At 61.6% G+C, this 16,962-nt stretch carries 16 protein-coding genes; 6 read left to right on the top strand and 10 right to left on the bottom strand.

The genetic code is table 11. From position 1 onward, the window contains the following. Positions 1 to 23 precede the first annotated feature (23 nt). Positions 24 to 1,460 (bottom strand): D-alanyl-D-alanine carboxypeptidase/D-alanyl-D-alanine-endopeptidase, encoded by a 1,437-nt coding sequence (gene dacB, locus LDJ84_RS20495; RefSeq protein ID WP_024765085.1) that lies wholly within the window; start codon positions 1,458 to 1,460, stop codon positions 24 to 26. A gap of 254 nt (positions 1,461 to 1,714) precedes the next feature. Between dacB and LDJ84_RS20490 the strand changes: the two genes are divergently transcribed. Beyond that, complete coding sequence (locus LDJ84_RS20490; protein WP_024765084.1) at positions 1,715 to 2,062, top strand: YggL family protein; 348 nt, start codon at positions 1,715 to 1,717, stop codon at positions 2,060 to 2,062. Here the strand turns inward: LDJ84_RS20490 and LDJ84_RS20485 are convergent. Next, the gene (locus LDJ84_RS20485) at positions 2,043 to 2,459 is read right to left on the bottom strand and encodes a response regulator (RefSeq protein WP_024765083.1); all 417 of its coding nucleotides are present in this window, start codon (positions 2,457 to 2,459) and stop codon (positions 2,043 to 2,045) included. The genes LDJ84_RS20490 and LDJ84_RS20485 overlap by 20 nt on opposite strands. A gap of 829 nt (positions 2,460 to 3,288) precedes the next feature. On the opposite strand from LDJ84_RS20485, the gene LDJ84_RS20480 reads away from it, so the two are divergent. Together LDJ84_RS20480 and LDJ84_RS20475 are read left to right on the top strand one after the other, a co-directional pair. Beyond that, positions 3,289 to 3,915 carry a response regulator transcription factor gene (locus LDJ84_RS20480; protein WP_024765082.1) on the top strand — a complete coding sequence of 209 codons (627 nt, stop codon included), beginning with the start codon at positions 3,289 to 3,291 and terminating at the stop codon, positions 3,913 to 3,915. A gap of 92 nt (positions 3,916 to 4,007) precedes the next feature. Then, positions 4,008 to 7,568 (top strand): transporter substrate-binding domain-containing protein, encoded by a 3,561-nt coding sequence (locus LDJ84_RS20475; protein WP_226045346.1) that lies wholly within the window; start codon positions 4,008 to 4,010, stop codon positions 7,566 to 7,568. A 14-nt stretch (positions 7,569 to 7,582) separates the two neighbouring features. Here LDJ84_RS20475 and LDJ84_RS20470 read toward each other — a convergent pair whose 3' ends face one another. From LDJ84_RS20470 to LDJ84_RS20450, 5 genes are all read right to left on the bottom strand, one after another. Next, complete coding sequence (locus LDJ84_RS20470; RefSeq protein WP_226045345.1) at positions 7,583 to 8,914, bottom strand: deoxyguanosinetriphosphate triphosphohydrolase; 1,332 nt, start codon at positions 8,912 to 8,914, stop codon at positions 7,583 to 7,585. A 69-nt stretch (positions 8,915 to 8,983) separates the two neighbouring features. Then, on the bottom strand, positions 8,984 to 10,150 hold the full coding sequence (locus tag LDJ84_RS20465) for an EAL domain-containing protein (protein ID WP_065327405.1): 1,167 nt from the start codon (positions 10,148 to 10,150) through the stop codon (positions 8,984 to 8,986). 82 nt (positions 10,151 to 10,232) lie between these two features. Next, complete coding sequence (locus tag LDJ84_RS20460; RefSeq protein WP_226045344.1) at positions 10,233 to 10,577, bottom strand: hypothetical protein; 345 nt, start codon at positions 10,575 to 10,577, stop codon at positions 10,233 to 10,235. After that, complete coding sequence (locus LDJ84_RS20455; RefSeq protein ID WP_024765074.1) at positions 10,574 to 10,954, bottom strand: phage holin family protein; 381 nt, start codon at positions 10,952 to 10,954, stop codon at positions 10,574 to 10,576. The genes LDJ84_RS20460 and LDJ84_RS20455 overlap by 4 nt, the downstream gene beginning before the upstream one ends. A gap of 15 nt (positions 10,955 to 10,969) precedes the next feature. Next, on the bottom strand, positions 10,970 to 11,287 hold the full coding sequence (locus tag LDJ84_RS20450) for a DUF883 family protein (RefSeq protein WP_024765073.1): 318 nt from the start codon (positions 11,285 to 11,287) through the stop codon (positions 10,970 to 10,972). Between the two features lie 404 nt (positions 11,288 to 11,691). Here LDJ84_RS20450 and LDJ84_RS20445 point away from each other — a divergent pair, with 404 nt between their 5' ends. Next, positions 11,692 to 12,900 carry an ammonium transporter gene (locus LDJ84_RS20445; RefSeq protein WP_024765072.1) on the top strand — a complete coding sequence of 403 codons (1,209 nt, stop codon included), beginning with the start codon at positions 11,692 to 11,694 and terminating at the stop codon, positions 12,898 to 12,900. A 65-nt stretch (positions 12,901 to 12,965) separates the two neighbouring features. On the opposite strand, the gene LDJ84_RS20440 is transcribed toward LDJ84_RS20445, so the two are convergent. The 3 genes from LDJ84_RS20440 to LDJ84_RS20430 all read right to left on the bottom strand — a co-directional run bounded on the left by LDJ84_RS20440 (position 12,966) and on the right by LDJ84_RS20430 (position 15,936). After that, positions 12,966 to 14,237: an OprD family porin gene (locus LDJ84_RS20440; protein WP_024765071.1), complete on the bottom strand. Its 1,272-nt coding sequence runs from the start codon at positions 14,235 to 14,237 to the stop codon at positions 12,966 to 12,968. A 175-nt stretch (positions 14,238 to 14,412) separates the two neighbouring features. After that, positions 14,413 to 15,279: an MBL fold metallo-hydrolase gene (locus tag LDJ84_RS20435; RefSeq protein ID WP_413247431.1), complete on the bottom strand. Its 867-nt coding sequence runs from the start codon at positions 15,277 to 15,279 to the stop codon at positions 14,413 to 14,415. Positions 15,280 to 15,339: 60 nt separating this feature from the next. Further along, the gene (locus tag LDJ84_RS20430; protein ID WP_226045343.1) at positions 15,340 to 15,936 is read right to left on the bottom strand and encodes a glutathione S-transferase family protein; all 597 of its coding nucleotides are present in this window, start codon (positions 15,934 to 15,936) and stop codon (positions 15,340 to 15,342) included. A gap of 177 nt (positions 15,937 to 16,113) precedes the next feature. Between LDJ84_RS20430 and LDJ84_RS20425 the strand changes: the two genes are divergently transcribed. Together LDJ84_RS20425 and LDJ84_RS20420 are read left to right on the top strand one after the other, a co-directional pair. Next, positions 16,114 to 16,671 (top strand): TetR/AcrR family transcriptional regulator, encoded by a 558-nt coding sequence (locus tag LDJ84_RS20425; RefSeq protein WP_024765068.1) that lies wholly within the window; start codon positions 16,114 to 16,116, stop codon positions 16,669 to 16,671. Between the two features lie 28 nt (positions 16,672 to 16,699). Next, on the top strand, positions 16,700 to 16,939 hold the full coding sequence (locus tag LDJ84_RS20420; protein ID WP_318784710.1) for a glutaredoxin family protein: 240 nt from the start codon (positions 16,700 to 16,702) through the stop codon (positions 16,937 to 16,939). Positions 16,940 to 16,962 lie beyond the last annotated feature (23 nt).

The following is a 16,962-nucleotide window of genomic DNA, read 5'->3' as shown; positions in this document are numbered from 1 at the left end:
TGTTGGCCGGGGCTCGCGTTGGATCAGTGCTTGGTGCTGCTGTAGAGATCCAGCAGTACCTGGTCGAGGATCGACGAGGCACCCCAGGGGCGGTTGCTGTTGAGAATTGCCACCACGACCCAGGTGCGGCCGTTGGCGTCACGGCTGAAGCCGGCAAGTGCGCGTACGGTGTTCAGGGTGCCGGTCTTCACGTGGGCTTCGCCGGCCATGGGCGTGCCGCGCAGGCGTTTGCGCATGGTGCCGTCCTTCGCCACGATCGGCAGCGAGGAAATGTACTCGGCAGCATAGGGGCTGTGCCACGCGGCTTGCAGCATGGCAGCCATCTCGCGAGCGCTGACGCGCTCGTCGCGGGACAGGCCGGAACCGTTCTCCATCACCAGGTGGCTGGCGGTAATGCCCTTGCGCGCCAGCCACTGGCGGATCACCCGCTGCGCGGCCTGGGCGTCGTCTGCGTCGGCGCCGTTGCGGTACTGGCGGCCGACCGAGAGGAACAGCTGGCGGGCCATGGTGTTGTTACTGAACTTGTTGATGTCGCGGATGATTTCCACGACGTCCGGCGACATGGCGCGGGCCACCAGGGTGGCGTTCTTCGGTACGGCGCCTTCACGGTCCTTGCCGAGGATGCTGCCGCCCAGTTCCTGCCAGATGCCGCGCACGGCACCCGCGGTGTAGGCGGGGTGTTCGAGAAGGGACATGTAGGTCTGTGCGCTACAGCCTTGCGGAATCTGCCCGGTGGCGACCAGCGAGGTACCGTCGAACTGGGTCACGGGGTTGAAACGCAGCTTCGGCCAGGCCGGGCAGGCGGCGGCCTTGCTCACCTGGATCTGGTTGTCGATGCGCACGTTCGCCAGCGGCGGGTCCATCAGGACAGTGGCTTTGCTGCCCTCGGTGCGGATTACCAGACGCACGCTCTTCAGGTTGACCATCAGCGAGTCGGGGCCGACCAGGAACGGCTTGTTGTCGTCGCCGCCGTCGTCATTGAACACCGGCAACTGCGGAATATTGAAGTAGCTGCGGTCCAGCACCAAGTCGCCGGTGACCTTGAGCACGCCATTGGCGCGCAGGTCGCGCATCATCAACCAGAGTTTCTCCAGGTTCAGCTTCGGATCGCCGCCGCCCTTCAGATACAGGTTGCCGTTCAGGACGCCGTCCTTGAGCTGGCCGTCGGTGTAGAACTCGGTCTGCCACTGATAGGTCGGGCCGAGCATCTCCAGGGCGGCATAGGTGGTGAACAGCTTCATGGTCGACGCCGGGTTCACCGAGACGTCGGAGTTGAAATAAGTGGCGTTACCGGGGCCTTCGAGCGGAATCATCACCAGCGAGAGAGCGTCATCGGTGAGCTTGCTGGCTCTCAGCGCCTTCTGTACGCGCTCGGGCAGGGTGGTGTTGATCTGGGCAACGGCGGGTAAGGCAAAGGGCAGTAATGTGGCGAGAGCGAGGACGCGCAGAGACTTGAACATAGAAAAGATGACATCCCAGTGGTCGGGCATTGACTTGAAAAAATGAAAAGATGAAGCGCAACACTACAGTTGAAGTACTCCCTGTTGGACTGGGAGACGCGGCACATTATGCCGCAAGCCGTTCCAGTATGCGCAGGCCTTCGAGAGCCGGTCGTCTCGACGAGATACTGCGTGACTGTGCTGGCGCAAGTTGTGTATTTGGCTCGGGCACACTTGTTCGTCGAGTGGCGAAGCCCTCATGAGGAGAGATTCAGATGGCCACCCATCGTTCCCGTCGTTTACGCAAGAAGTTGTGTGTCGATGAGTTCCAGGAGCTCGGTTTCGAGTTGAGCTTCAAGTACCGCGAGGGTAAGGACGAAGACTCCATCGGCAATTTCTTGAAGCGCTTCGCCGCTGATGCTGTCGAGCCCAATGACCTTGTCTACAGTGGGTGCGATGAGTACGGCTTCATCTGCCTGGCCCGGCGTGGCTCGGTGAGCAACGAGCAGCGCGAGTTGGTCGAAGGCTGGTTGAGGCAGCAGCCCGAGCTGGCGGAGTTCACCGTCAGCCCGTTGATTGATGCCTGGTACCCGGACCAGCCGGTCAATCCGCCTGCTCGTTGAGCTTGAGGCTCTCCTCCGCTCTCAGGACCTGCATCAGTTTCCATGGGTCGAGAGGTTTCGGCAGGCAGGCCAGGATGGGCTGGCCTCGTGCTCTGAGCGTTTTTAGCTCGGCCTGCAACTCATCTTCTTCGCGGCCACTGAACAGGACTGCGTGGAGAACCCTGCCTGCGTCGGCCAGCTCGCAGGCCAATTCGATTCCATTGACGTCCGGCAGATTTATGTCGCAGAGAAGCAAGTCGAATGGTTCTCTGCGACGTGCGCACGCTTCGCGCGCTTCCGTGGCGTCCAGTGCAGGAGTCAGCCTGAAGAATCCCAAGCGGTTCAATTGCATTTGGGTGGCGATTAACTGGAAGGGATGATCTTCGACGACCAGGATGCTGAGTTTGTTGTCCTGCATGACGAGCTCCTTGAAAACTCCGGATGCAGCTGATGAACTTCGCTGATGCTTTTTCACAGGCAAGCACAGGTGTCTAATAATTTTATTTTGGAGGTTTTAGTGTGTGCCTTCATATGTGTGCTCAGGTTTTAAATATCTTCTTTGTATTTGTTCTGGGTACTATTGCGGATGAAAGGTTAGGTCGATTTCTCTGGAGCTATTTTGGCTTCTGTGTTGAGCGAAGCGTGATTGTTATCTGGTCTGGCTGATCTTCAATGGTCTCTGACTATTATCTATTGCACTGTGCCGGTTGGACTTCAACTCTCCTAGGAAATGTGAGTTTTTATTCAGTGTTCACCAGCTTTTCTGGCGAAAGTGATTATCATCAGGCTTTTCCGTGAATAACCCCACGATGGATAGAGTTTAAGTCTGGCATCTGCTGCCGCACAGGTCGCAGAATCGAACGCCTCTTCGTGTCCGGAATGGCCTAGGCAGAGGTCTTCGATTGATTTTTGGCATCCTACAGGTCGACATGGTGGAGAGGCGTATCCATTGTTGCCTGTAAACAAGAAGAAATGCATACCTGGAGCCAGCTAGATGAAGTATGCGGAGATAGTGCCGAGGTTTATCAGGGCTCCAAGTCAGATTTTCTCCTGTTTGGAGTCGGAATATTCTTGCGGAAGGGAGGCGAGTGGTGGAGCTGAGAGAGATTATTGTAGGAATTATTTAGATGTTACGTAGGAAAACCCTCTAATGATAAATAATGAGGGTGGGTAATCTCGACAGAACAAGCTTGGCATATATCTTACGGACAAATATTAATTTCGATGGGTCTGTGGGAGGAAGCTTGATGAGCAAAGTTCTTATTGTCGATGACCATCCGGTCATTCGTATGGCAATGCGCGTTCTGCTGGAAAAGGAAGGCCACGTTATCGTCGGGGAGACTGACAACGGCGTGGATGCGCTTTCGCTTGTCAAGGATCTGATCCCCGACCTCGTCGTTCTGGATATCGGTATTCCTCGGCTCGATGGCCTGGAGGTCATCAGCCGGATCTCCGCTTTCGAGCTTCCGCTCAAGGTCCTGGTGCTGACCGGACAGAGCGCCTCGTTGTTCGCCATGCGCTGCATGCAGGCCGGAGCTTCGGGCTTCGTCTGCAAGCAGGGTGGGCTGGCGGAGCTGATCAGTGCGGTCAACGCCGTGGTTGCCGGTTACAACTACTTCCCCAGTACTGCCGTTCGCCAGACCCGCCGCAACAGCGGGCAGATGGATGACCAGGAACTCATTCAGCGTCTTTCCGACCGTGAGATGGCCGTCCTCCAGTACCTGGCCAACGGGTATTCGAACAAGGAAATCTCCGAACAGATGTTCATCAGCAACAAGACGGTCAGCACCTACAAGACCCGACTGCTGCTGAAGCTCAACGCCCATTCCTTGGTCGATCTGATCGAGTTTGCCAAGCGGAACGCGCTGGTCTGAGGTGTGTGATGTACCGCTTCCGCTTGCTCGTCAGTGTGTTGTTATTCCTCTGTTGTGGATGGGGAGTCGCGGAGCAGCACGATTGGACCGCAATGAACCTGCTGGCTCGTTCGACGGACGAGCCGGTCAAGGTGAAATTGAACGATTCAGACTGGCAATGGCTCAGGGACAAGCGCACGCTGCGTCTCGGTGTGACCGCGCCGGACTATGCACCCTTCGACATCATGGCCAGTGGCACGGATCTCGAAGGCATCACGGCAGATTTCGCAGGCGTCATTGCTGACGCGCTCAATGTCCACATCGAAGTGCGCCGTTATGCGAATCGCACCACCGCCCTGAAGGCATTGGAACAGGGCGATATCGACATGCTCAGTCGTTCCACCCGTTACGAGGCAATGCGGCCCGAAGTCACCCTGACTCAACCCTATTTTTCCAATCAGCCTGTGGTTATTGGCCCGGAGGGCGTACGCCTGGAGAGTGCTGCGCAACTGGTGGGAAAGCGCATTGCCGTGGTCAGCGACTATTTCTCCGTGGATGAGCGCGACAAATACCTTTCCGGAACCACCATCCAGAGCTACCAGTCGGTGCGTCGGGCCCTGGAGGCCGTTGCCTTCGGTCAGGCGGACTTCTACGTCGGGGATGCCTTCAGTGCTCAGTATCTGATCAGCCAGGGGTACCTGGCGAACCTCAAGCCGCTGAATTTCGCCGGCTTCGATGGCCTGGGGTTCAGCTTCGCCGTCATCTCCTCCGGGCATGAGCTGCTGGATATTCTCAACCATACCCTGGCTGCCATTCCACGCCAGACCAAGAGCGCAATCCAGCGACGCTGGAGTCCTGGCGGGGCATTCTCGATCGTCAATCAGCGACTCATCCTCACTCCCCGGGAACAGCGCTGGCTTGATCTTCATCCGCGCCCGGTGGTCGTCGTGGATCAGGCTCTGGCTCCCGTCTCATTTTTCGATGCTCAGGGGCAGTTCCGCGGCATTGCCGCGGACGTACTGGACCTCGTCCAGAGCCGCACTGGCCTCGACTTCGAGGTACGTCCTCAGCCCAGCGTCACGGCAATGCTGGAGCAGGTGAAAACGGGCAAAGCAGACATCATCTCAGCGTTGACACCGACGGCTCAGCGTGAAGAGTGGCTCGGCTTCACTCGTCCTTACATGACCGCCTCCTTCGTGGTCGTGGTGTCCGGAAAGAGTGACTGGCTACATTCGCTGGGTGATCTGGATGGGCGTCGAGTAGCGGTTCCAAAGGGCTCTGTCATCGCCGACTTTCTGCGTATGCATCATCCTCAGGCCAAACTGGTTGAGGTCGAAAACAACGTCGATGATCTGTCGATGATCAGCGAAGGCAAGGTCGATGCAGGAATTCATCTGCTGTCTTCCGCCAATTACCTGATCTCTCGCTATTACCCGGAGCTGCGTGTGGCACTTGCCCTCGACCGGGAGCCGGGCCAGTTCTCCCTGGCCGTTTCCCAGACGGACCCGGAGCTTCTCGGTATTCTGAACAAGGCGATCCTCGCCATTTCCCCCGAGGATATGAGCAACATCGTTACCCGCTGGTCCGCCAGCATGGAAAAGCCGGACAGCATCTGGCAAGGCTATCGCACGCAATTCATCCAGTTCGCGTGGGCCGCAACACTGTTGCTGCTCCTGCTATTGTTGTGGAACTGGCGCTTGTGGTTGAAGGTCCGGCACCGACAGGACTCCGAGCGCGAGCTCAATTACCGACTCGCATTCAAGCGTGCCCTGATCGATGGTATTCCCCAGCCGGTGGCCGTACGGGACCGCGAAGGACGTCTTGTCACCTGCAATATCGGATTCCTGACCGAGACCGGCATGTCCCACGACACGGTTGGCGGCACCCGAGTTGCCGATTGCTCGTGGCTGGATGCGCGCGACGCAGCCACGCTCCAGCTGATTCATCAGCAGGCTATGGAGCAGAATGGCAAAGTGGCCTCCGATCTGATGCTGCAGATTTGCGGCAATGTTCGTGAAATCCATTACTGGGCGACGCCATACCGTGGGCCCGGTGGGGAGCTCTCCGGCGTGGTGACCGGTTGGATCGATGTGACCGAGCGAGAGCGCCTGCATCACCAACTGGAGGCGGCCAAGGAGCAGGCCGAGGAAGCCAACCGTGCCAAGAGTACCTTCCTGGCGACCATGAGTCATGAGATCCGCACTCCCATGAACGCAGTGATCGGGATGCTGGAGCTGGCGTTGACTCGCGCCGATCAAGGCCACTGGGAGCGCGAACCGGTGGAAGTAGCCTATGACTCTGCGCACTCGCTGCTGACGTTGATCGGTGACATTCTCGACGTGGCCAAGATCGAGTCCGGACGACTGACCCTCCTGCCGGAGCGCGCGCACCTGCGCGAACTGGTGGAGTCCGTGGCCCGGGTGTTCGACGGGCTGGCCCGACAGAAGGCACTGGAACTGCGGCTGGAGATCGAGGCGGACGCCGCCTGTGACGTGCTCATCGATCCGCTGCGGTTCAAGCAGATTCTTTCCAACTTGGTCAGCAATGCCATCAAGTTCACCGATATTGGCCATGTGCGAATCCACGTCTCCGGAGAGAGGGTCGCTGGTGAGCGCCTGTCCCTCGAAGTCAGCGTGAAAGACAGCGGTATTGGGATTTCCGAAGAGGATCAGCGGCAGTTGTTCGAGCCCTTCAGCCAGGTTGCCCGCAGCAGCCACGCAAGTCGTGGCGGCACTGGGTTGGGCCTGACCATCTGCCGCAAGTTAGCGGAAATGATGGGCGGCACGGTGCGTATGGAGAGCCGCCCCGGCGTAGGAACGACGGTCACCGTGCGGTTGTTGCTGCAAACACTCGAGAGCCTGCCCGAAGGAGATGTGCGTCCGGCGCCGGATGTGCCGAGGTCTGTGCATTCGCTCAAGGTGCTGGTGGTCGACGACCACGCTGCCAACAGGATGTTACTGACCCAGCAACTGGAGCACCTGGGGCACCGGGTCGAAGTGGCGTCCGATGGTTCTCTGGCACTTCAGGCATGGCATCCGGGCGATTTTGATTTGGTCATTACCGACTGCAACATGCCGGTTCTCAACGGCTATGGCCTGGCGCGCAGAATTCGCGAACTGGAAGCGGAGATGGAGGCTGAGCCTTGCGTGATCTTCGGTTTCACCGCCAATGCCCAACCGGACGAGGTCGAGAACTGTCGACGCGCCGGGATGGACGATTGCCTGTTCAAGCCCATTGGTCTGGACAATTTGCGGGTACGGCTGGAAACAGTACCGAAGATCACCGCTGCCGATGACCGACCAAGAGACGCCCAGAGCAAGCGAGCCGATGGGGTTGACCTGAAGTCCCTGCGGGAGATGACCGGCGGTGACCCCGGTCTGATTCGCCGCCTGCTGGAGGAGTTGCACAGCAGCAACCGGCTCGATATTGACCAGGTTCGGCCTCTATGGGAGGCGGGTGACTGGAAGCAACTGGCGGACCTCGCCCACCGCATGAAAGGTGCCGCTCGCTTGGTCAACGCGGGTGCGCTTCAGGAGTTGTGCGGTCAGCTTGAAGGCGGCTGCAAGGATGGCCTGAGCAGCAAGGAGGTGCTCAATCGGGCATTGGCGGTGGAGCAGGCGATGGCGCTTTTGCAGGACGAATTGCTGGCGCAACTGCGGACACTCGTCGCCTAGTCGGCGCGACCGCTTCAGCTGGGGCTGGAGCGGCCGGTCATCTCGCGAGCCATCTCTGTGGCGTAGCTGTCCGTCATCCCGGCGATGAAGTCGATGACTCGAAGGAACGCGCGATAGAGCGTCCAGTCCGGTTCCGGTGCATTGTTGCCGAGCAGATCAAGGATGCGTTGGTTCTTGAATGACGGTTTACTCCGGCCGTACTGCTCGAGTGCCGCGCCGCAGAAGGAATTCAGCAGGATTTCAAGGGTGGTGTAGGCGCCGATCTCGTGCAGTGTCTTGCGCTTGTCCTGGAATATCTTTTCTCGCGCCATGGCCTTGGCTCGCTGCACGCAGTGTTTGGCGGGACCATGCATGTGCTCCACCAGGTCGCCTGGCAGGCTGCCGGCGAGCAGAGCAGGTTCCTGTTCGACGAAGGCTCGTGCGGCGGCGTTGGTCAGGTGCTCGATAGCCTTGCCGCGCAGGATGGCTAGCTTGCGCCGGCGTGAATCCTTCGGGCCAAGCTGGCGGTAGGTTTCCGGCAGGTCATCCCCCACCAGGTCGAGTAGCAGCGATTCGACTTCCGCGTAATCGAGCAACTCCATTTCCAGGCCGTCCTCCAGGTCGATCAGTCCATAGCAGATGTCATCGGCAGCCTCCATCAGATAGACCAGCGGGTGCCGCGCCCAGCGTTCGTCCTCCAATTGCGGCATGCCGAGCTTTTGGGTGATCTGCTCCAGCAACGGTAGTTCGCTGCGGTAGCAACCGAACTTGTGCTTCTTGTAGCCGAGGGAGTCGGCATGGCGTGCCGTCCAGGGGTATTTCAGGTAGGTGCCGAGGGTGGCGTAAGTCAGGCGAGTTCCACCGTCGAACTGGTGGTATTCGAGTTGCGTGAGGACGCGGAAGCCCTGGGCGTTGCCTTCGAAGTTCAGAAAGTCGGAGCTCTCCTCTTCGCTCATCCCATCCAACCAGCCGCGCCCGGCGGCCTGCTGGAACCAGTGGCGGATGGCATCCTCGCCGGAATGGCCGAAGGGCGGGTTACCGATATCGTGGGCGAGGCATGCGGACTGCACTATGACGCCCATGTCCCCCGGGTCGCACCATTCAGGCAGGCGATCGCGGAGGATTTCACCGACGCGCATGCCCAGCGAGCGGCCGACGCAGGCCACTTCCAGGGAGTGGGTCAGGCGGGTATGGATGTGGTCGTTGCTCGATACCGGGTGCACCTGAGTCTTGCGCCCCAGGCGGCGGAAGGCGCCGGAGAAGATGATGCGGTCGTGGTCCTTGTGGAAGGCGCTGCGGCCGAGTTCGGCGCTGCTGTGCACCGGTTTGCCGAGGCGTTCTCGAGGGAGCAGGGTGTGCCAATCCATTCTTCTTTCCGCAATCGAGAGAGTTACTGGCAACGCTAGCCGTTCGTGCCGGCAATCTCAATCGTGGCGCTAGAGACCTTCGGCGTCGATGTCGATGAGCAGAAGCCGTCGACCCTGGTCGATGAATTGCCCGGCAGTCATGCAGTATTGGTTGGTGGTGGCGTCGCGGTAGGTGTTGGAGAGTGTCAGGCGGCGTTCTTCCCAGCCCTCGGCGAGCAGTTGGTAGAAGTACGGACGCCAGGACCAGTTGTGCCCCAGGTAGCGGCGGTTTTCCTTCCAGAACAGGCCGTTCCACTCCAGGTTTGGCGAGGTCTGGGTGCCGTGGCGGTCGCACTGGTAAATGCGCAGCAGGCGGCTGAAGGACTCCGGCGCTGGTGGCAGGCTGCTGAGCATGGCGCCGCCTTCGGCCCAGGGGCGCAGCATGTTCATCAGTTCGGAGAGTTGTTGCCGCAACTGGATGAGGTTGGCGCGCTCCCGCAGCTTGCGATTCACGTAATGGTCGCGGCGCTGGGCAAAGGCGGCCCGGAAGGCGTCGCTGGCGGGAAACTCCAACGCAGGCTTGGCGAACAGGTAGCCCTGCACATAGCGCGCACCGCACTCCAGGGCGAAGTCCATCTCCTCTTCGGTTTCCACGCCCTCGGCGATGATCCAGCAGCCGGTCTTCTCGGCCATCTGCGCCAGGGCTTTCACTACCTCGCCGCTGGGGCCGCCGCGTGCTGCCTCCTGGAACAGGCGCATGTCCAGCTTGAGGATGTCCGGTTGCAGCGCCAGCACGCGATCCAACTGCGAGTAACCGGCACCGAAGTCGTCGATGGCGATACGCGCACCTGCGTCTCGATAGCGCGCCACCACTTCGGGCAGACGCTGGTGGGCACCGCCCAACTCGGTGATCTCGAAGACCACCCGTTCGGGCGGCACGCCTTGCTGTTGCAGTTGCTTGAGGCTGGGCAGTGGCTGGTTCGGGCGTAGGCGGCTGATCCAGCGCGGCGAAATGTTCAGGCTGAGGAACCAGTCCTTGGGCGCCTCATGGATGCGGGCGAGGGCGGCATCGCGGATTTGCCGGTCGAGGCGGCGCAGTTCGGCGAGGCCGACTCGCGGGTTGAAGAACAGCGGGCCGACCGATTGCAGGTCACCGTTGTCCTGGCGCAACCGCCCCAGCGCCTCGACACCGGCGATCAGGCCGGTCGCGGTGTCGATGAATGGCTGGAAGCAGGCGATGGGTTGCCCGTCGATCAAGGGACACATCCTTAGTGGCGTGACAGGAAAGCGCCGGAGCGCTGCTCCATGTCACTTTGCAAGAATGTGGCCAGTATGGACGTCAGAGGTGCGTCGAGGGCGCGGGAGGGTCCTGATGGTCGGGCTTCCTGCGCATCTGCAGGATGACTGGCGCCAGGGCGATCCCCAGCCGCAGCAGCCGTATCCAGCGACGCTTGCGTCCGAACAGGAGTGCCAGGGCTGCGGCACCGCCGGCGCCCCACAGCGGGATATTGCCGGCCAGTCCACCACGCAAGCTCTGGCCGACATGGCGAACCTGTTTCAGGGGTTGCAGCAGCAATTCACCTTCCTGGCGAAGCTGCTGGCGTTGCATTTCCAGGCGCAGGCGGACGATGGCCTTGCGCAGCTCGGCCCGGCTCAGGTTGCGGGCGTCCGGCATTTCACTCATGGCAACAGGCGCTCCCGGTCGCGGGCCAGTTCATCGAGGGTGGCACTGAAGGGCGAGCCTTCATCGGTGACCAACAGGTGCAGACGCCACGCGCAGAGCAGGCTACCGCCGACGTAAAAGAGGCACAGGCCGATGGCGGCCTGCAGGCGGTAGCTGTCCCAGAAGACAATCAACACCAGCACCGACAGCGCAACCAGCAGGAGCAAGGCGAAGACCAGTGCGAGGCCGGCCATCAGGAGCATCTGCACGGTACGGGTCTTCTGTTCCTGCAGCTCGATGCCCAACAGCTCGATGTGACCGTGCAGCAGGCCAAGGGCTGCGGCGCCGAAGCGCCGCAGGGAAGGAGAGTTGGCCGAGGACTTCGGCCCGGCGTCCATTCCGTCGCTCATCGGTCAGCGCCGGCTGACCAGCAAGCCGAGGAGGAAGCCGACACCGGCGGCGATACCCACGGCCTGCCAGGGGTGGTCACCGACGTAGTCCTCGGTGGCGTCCACGGCGGCCTTGCCCTGGTCGCGCACGGAGTCCTTGGTGGAGTAGATGGCATCGCGGGCACGCTTGAGGCTCTCGTGGATCTGCGTGCGCATCTGGTCGGCTTCGGCGCCGGCCAGGTCGGCGGAGCTCTGCAGGAGTTTCTCGGTGTCGCTGACGAGGGCTTGGAATTCGGCCAGGAGTTCATCCTTGGCGGCGTTCACTGCGGTCTTGCGAGGCATGTGATGCTCCTTGTGCGGGTTGAGGTTCCTAGTTTTCGAGCCCCGGGGGCGGAGGAAAGTTTCTCATAAATTCACCACGGGGCCGCTCTTGCGTGCGAGATGAAGCCTAGCTGTTGATGACCTGACTGGTGGTATGACGCTTGCATTTCTCTGGTGCGCATGGAGAGCAGAGCGCCCCACGGCGGGGCGTTTCCGGTGTCTTGACCGGCGCGGAAAATAAGCTCAAATCATTGAAAAACATAAGGAAGTACAGGAAATTGCGAAGCTGGTCGGTTGGCCTGTGGGCCAGTCTGGGTCAGCGCTCGGCTCTTCTGCGGTGCATCACTGCTTCAGCGTGGTGCGGCGCAGGGTCGCCGCGAGCCGTTTTGGTGCTTTCCCCTTGACCTCCGGGGCTGCCTGTAGCGATGGAAAACCTCAATAGTGCCGTAGAGACGCTGGTCCACGGCTCCAACACGCTGTTCCTCCTGATGGGCGCGGTCATGGTGCTGGCCATGCACGCGGGCTTCGCTTTCCTGGAAGTTGGCACGGTGCGCCTGAAGAACCAGGTCAATGCGTTGTCGAAAATTCTCTCGGACTTCGCTATCTCGGCCCTGGCCTATTTCTTCGTCGGCTACTGGATCGCCTATGGCGTGACTTTTCTGCAGCCGGCGGCGCAACTGACGAACGAAAACGGCTACGCGCTGGTGAAGTTCTTCTTCCTGCTGACCTTCGCCGCAGCGATTCCCGCGATCATCTCGGGCGGCATCGCCGAGCGGGCAAAGTTCGGCCCGCAGCTGATGGCGACCGCGCTGATCGTGGCTTTTGTCTATCCCTTCTTCGAAGGGCTGATCTGGAACGGCAACTTCGGTTTTCAGGACTGGCTCAAGGCCGAGTTCGGCGCGGCTTTCCATGATTTCGCCGGTTCCGTGGTGGTGCACGCCTTTGGCGGCTGGCTAGCGCTGGCGGCGGTGGTCCTGCTGGGGCAGCGCAATGGCCGTTATCGCGAAGGGCGCCTGGTGGCCTTCGCGCCGTCGAACATTCCATTCCTGGCGGCGGGCTCCTGGATTCTCATCGTTGGCTGGTTCGGCTTCAACGTGATGAGCGCTCAGTCGCTGGCTGGCGCCAGCGGCCTGGTGGCGGTGAACTCACTGCTGGCGATGGTCGGCGGCACGGTGGCGTCGCTGCTGGTTGGCCGCAACGATCCGGGCTTCCTGCACAACGGCCCGCTGGCCGGGCTGGTCGCCGTCTGTGCCGGTTCCGACCTGATGCACCCCATCGGTGCCTTGGCCACCGGCATGGTGGCCGGCGCGCTGTTCGTCTGGGCGTTCACCGCGACCCAGGTGCGCTGGAAGATCGACGACGTACTCGGTGTCTGGCCGCTGCATGGCCTGTGCGGCGCCTGGGGCGGGATCGCCTGCGGGATCTTCGGGCATCAGGCGCTTGGCGGCTTGGGCGGTGTGAGTCTTGCCAGCCAGGCGATCGGGACATTGCTGGGAGTCGTCGTGGCCTTCGCCGGTGGTCTGCTGGTGTACGGCCTGGTGAAGTCGGCAGTGGGAATTCGTCTGACGAAGGAAGAGGAGTACTACGGCGCCGACCTGTCGATCCACAAGATCGGGGCGCTCAGCCAGGACTGATCGGTCCATGACGAGACAAAGAAAAAGCCCGGCATCCGCCGGGCTTTTTCGTCATGCCGTGAGGGTTACCAGAGCGGCATGGTGTAGCTGACGATCAGACGGTTCTCGTCATAATCGTTGGTGTAGTTGGTGCGCATGGTCGCGTTACGCCACTTCACGCCCAGATTCTTCAGCGGGCCGTCCTGGAAGACGTAGGCGATGTCGGTGTCGCGTTCCCATTCCTTGCCTTCGCCGTCGGTGGTGATCAGGTCGATGTTGTCGCCCTTCACATAGCGGGTCATGAAGGTCAGACCGGGGATCCCGAGGCCGGCGAAGTTGTAGTCGTAGCGCGCCTGCCAGGATTTCTCGTCCTTGTTGGCGAAGTCGCCGATCTGGATGTAGTTCACCAGGTAGGGGTCGGTACCGTTGATGTAGGCGAAGCCGGTGTCGCCGCTCATCTTCTGGTAGCCCAGGCCGAAGGCGTGGTAGCCCAGGGCATAGGTGAACATGGCGTTGAGCGCCTTGTTGTCGATGTTGCTGCCGCCGTCGTCATTGGACTTGGCCCAGCGGATGTCGGACTTCAGCGACTGCTTGTCGGCGATCGGCAATACGTGGATCAGGCCCAGGTAGTGCTGCTTGTAGATGTCTTCCAGGCCGCCGTAGTGGTAGCTGGTGCTCAGACTGTCGGTCCACTTGTAGGTGAGGCCGCCGAACAGGAACTTGTTGGACGTCAGGCTATCGCCGAGCTTGATGTTGCGCTTGCCGCCGCCGGTGATGGTCATGTCCTCGTAGTCCGAGGAGTCGCGCTGGTTGACCTGGTAGAGGCGGCCGCCGTCGACGGTCAGGCCGTCCAGTTCGGCGGAGTTCAGGGCGAAGCCGCTGAAGGTCTGCGGCAGCAGGCGGGTGTCGTTGAACTGCACCACCGGCATCTTCGGCATCAGGGTGCCGCCCTTGAGCGTGGTCTTGGACGCGCGCAGCTTGGCGGTAACGCCCAGGTCGCCATAGCTGTCCTCTGCGCGCTTGTCGCTGGAGGAGCGTTGCAGCAGGCCGGTGCCGCTGCGGTCAGGCGAGGAGTCGAGTTTCAGGCCCAGGGTGCCCAGGGCATCGACGCCAACGCCGATGGTGCCGTCGGTGTAGCCGGACTCGTACTTGAGGATGAAGCCCTGGGCCCACTCCTCGGCCTTGTTCTGGGCAGGGGCCGGGCTGTCCTGGCGGAAGTCGCGGTTGAAGTAGAAGTTGCGCAGTTCGACGGTGGCCTTGCTGTCCTTGATGAAGTCAGCGTGGGCGAGTGTCGGAAGGATAAAGCTGGTACCCAGCGTGGACAAAGCCACGGCACGGGCGATCGGGGTCTTGCTCATTGTTATTGTCTCCTCGAGCGCTTGGGGCAGTTCGGTGATGCCGGTGGATCGGGCCGGCATGTCGATCTGTTACAGCCTACCTACTAAATCATTACCGAATGTTGACGACCCTTAGACCTTAGTCGCTGATTAGTGAGCTGGCTATTGAAGCGCCGAGTGACAGCTGGCGTAGCTTTCAGTCGATCCAATGGGGGTAGTAGCCGAGTTTGTCCTGCACCTGGGCATCGTGGGCAGGCACGACGGTCAACTTTGGATACGCACGCATCAATTCGTGTACGCGGGCCACTTCGGCCAGGGTCCGCTCGCGGTCGCTGTCCACCAGTTTGCGGCTGACCCAGAACTTCTCGCGGGGGCCGGTGAAACCGGACAGGCGCCAGGTGGTATCGCCGCTGAAGAAGAAGCGCCGACCGTCGTCGAGGGTGATGAACAGGCCGACCGCGCCGGGGGTATGGCCGTGCATCGGCACCAGCACCAGGCTGCCGTCGCCGAACAGGTCGAGGCTGCGGTCATAGCTCAGGAAGGGGCCGGATTCGAACTGGAACGGTACCCATTTCAGTGGATGGCGGAACTGGCTGGGGAATACCGCCGGAGGCTGGGCGATGTGGGCGTAGTTGATTTCCTCGTAGGTCGCCCAGACCGGCACGTCCGGGAAGTCGGACAGGCCGGAGGCATGGTCCCAGTGAGCATGGGAGAGAATGATCCGGTCGATGCGGATGCCGCTGCCCTGCAACTGTTCGCGCACCGGCTTCAGCCCTTGGTACTGGAACAGCGGCTTGTCCCACCAGGGCATGTCCTGCTTGAACTGCGCGTCCGCCTGGCTGCCCAGTCCGGTATCGAACAGCAAGGTCGCAGCGTGGTGCTGGATCAATACCGCGGTGTGGTTGAGCGGGACCTTCTGCGTCCAGTTGCCGCCGGCCACAGTGAATGCATCGAGGGTGGTTACGCCGGAGGTGCGGATCAGCGAGAAGCGCAGGTCGGCGGCCTGGCTGTTCAGGCCGGCGAGGGCGAGCAGCCCGGCCAGCAGTAGGGATGGCAGACGCATCGAGATTTCCTTTTCGTGGAGCGGAGAAGGGCGCCGCCAGGTTCGCGGCGGCGCGCAGATTCAGAGGGCGGGTTGTGCCACGTAGCCGGGCAGGGCGCGCACGCGGGCCAGCCAATCCTGCACATAGGGATAGCCGGATGGCTCGAGCCCGCCTTCCGGCGCCAGGGCGACGTAGGGGTAGACGGCAATGTCGGCGATGCTGGGCCTTTCCGTCTGCGCCAGCCAGCGGTGGTCGGCCAGCGTCGCGTCCAGCAGTTCCAGTGCATGGCGGCCCTTTGCCTGCGCCGTAGCCAGGTCGCCGGGGCGCTTGAATAGTTGGATCACCCGTGCCTGGGCCAGGCCGTGCTGCACCTCGTTGGCCGAGAAGCTCAGCCAGCTGGCGATTCGCCCCTGGGTCATGGCGTCCTGGGGATGCCAGTGCGGCTCGCCGTACTGCCGTGCGAGGTAGGCCAGGATGGCGTGGGAGTCGCCCAGGCGCAGTTCGCCGTCTTCCAGCGCGGGCACCTGGCCGCGCGGATTGATTGCCAGAAAGGCCGGGCGCTTGTGCGCGCCGCCCTGCAGGTCCACCTGCACCAGTTCAGCCTTGTGGCCGATGAGCCCGAGGAACAGACGAACCTTGTAGCAGTTACCGGAAAGCGCGACGTCGTGGAGTTTCATGGCGAGAGCCCTGTGCATTGTTGTGGGGACGGCGGAATAGATATTAGACAGACAGGTCTGTATAGTTCAAGCGAAATGACCGTCCACCCACCGGCACTTGCGCGGTCCTCCCTGCAACGCTCCGGCTCCCCATGGGCGCCGAGCCTCGCGCATAATGTCCGGTCAGGAGGTAATGCCATGGCATCCAGCAAACGCGAGCTGCTGCTCACCACCGCTCAGGACCTGTTCTACCGCGAGGGCTACCACGCTACCGGCATCGACCGAATCCTTGCCGAGTCGGGCGTGGCGAAGATGACGCTGTACAAGCACTTCAAGTCCAAGGACGAGCTGATCATGGCGGCGCTGGAAGAGCGCCACGCCCGCATGGTCGAGCGCATGGAGGTGGCCGGACGCATCCTCGCGCCGCGCGAGTCGATCCTGGCGATCTTCGACGGCCTGCAGGAGGTGCTCGACAGCCCGGACTTCTGCGGCTGCGCCTTCATCCACGCCGCGGGCGAATTCCACAACCGCGAACACCCCATCCACCAGCAGGCCGCTGAACACAAGGCCTTTCTCGGCCGCTTCTTCGCCGCCCAGCTGATGCGCCTTGGTGCTGCGGAGCCGGAGGCTCTGGCCCGCCAGCTGCAATACCTGCTCGAGGGCGTGCTGGTGATGGCGCATATGCAGGGCCCGGCGCAGCAAGGGCGAGAAGCCCGCGCCATGGCCGACACCTTGCTCAAGCACGCCGGAGTCTGAACCTATGCCGCCACCCCTGGAGCCTCACATGCCCCCGGAATGCCAACTCTTCGGCACCCTTGGCTGCCATCTCTGCGAAGTGGCCGAAGCCGTGCTGATGACCTTTGTCGAACACGGACTGTTGGTCGAGTTGGTGGACATCGCCGATCGCGAGGAATGGGTCGAGCAATATGGCTTGAGCATTCCCGTGTTGCGCCGCTGCGACTCCGGCGCCGAGCTGAACTGGCCCTTCGACGCCGAGCAGGTCGCCATTTTCCTCCGCCGCTGATGCCTTTGGCGGCTTTTCCTCTC

This window comes from Pseudomonas sp. HS-18 (assembly GCF_020401845.1).
Taxonomy (GTDB): Bacteria; Pseudomonadota; Gammaproteobacteria; order Pseudomonadales; family Pseudomonadaceae; genus Pseudomonas; species Pseudomonas nitroreducens.
The sequence above is the reverse complement of the archived record's forward strand: the minus strand, read 5'-3'. Positions and strand labels throughout refer to the sequence as shown.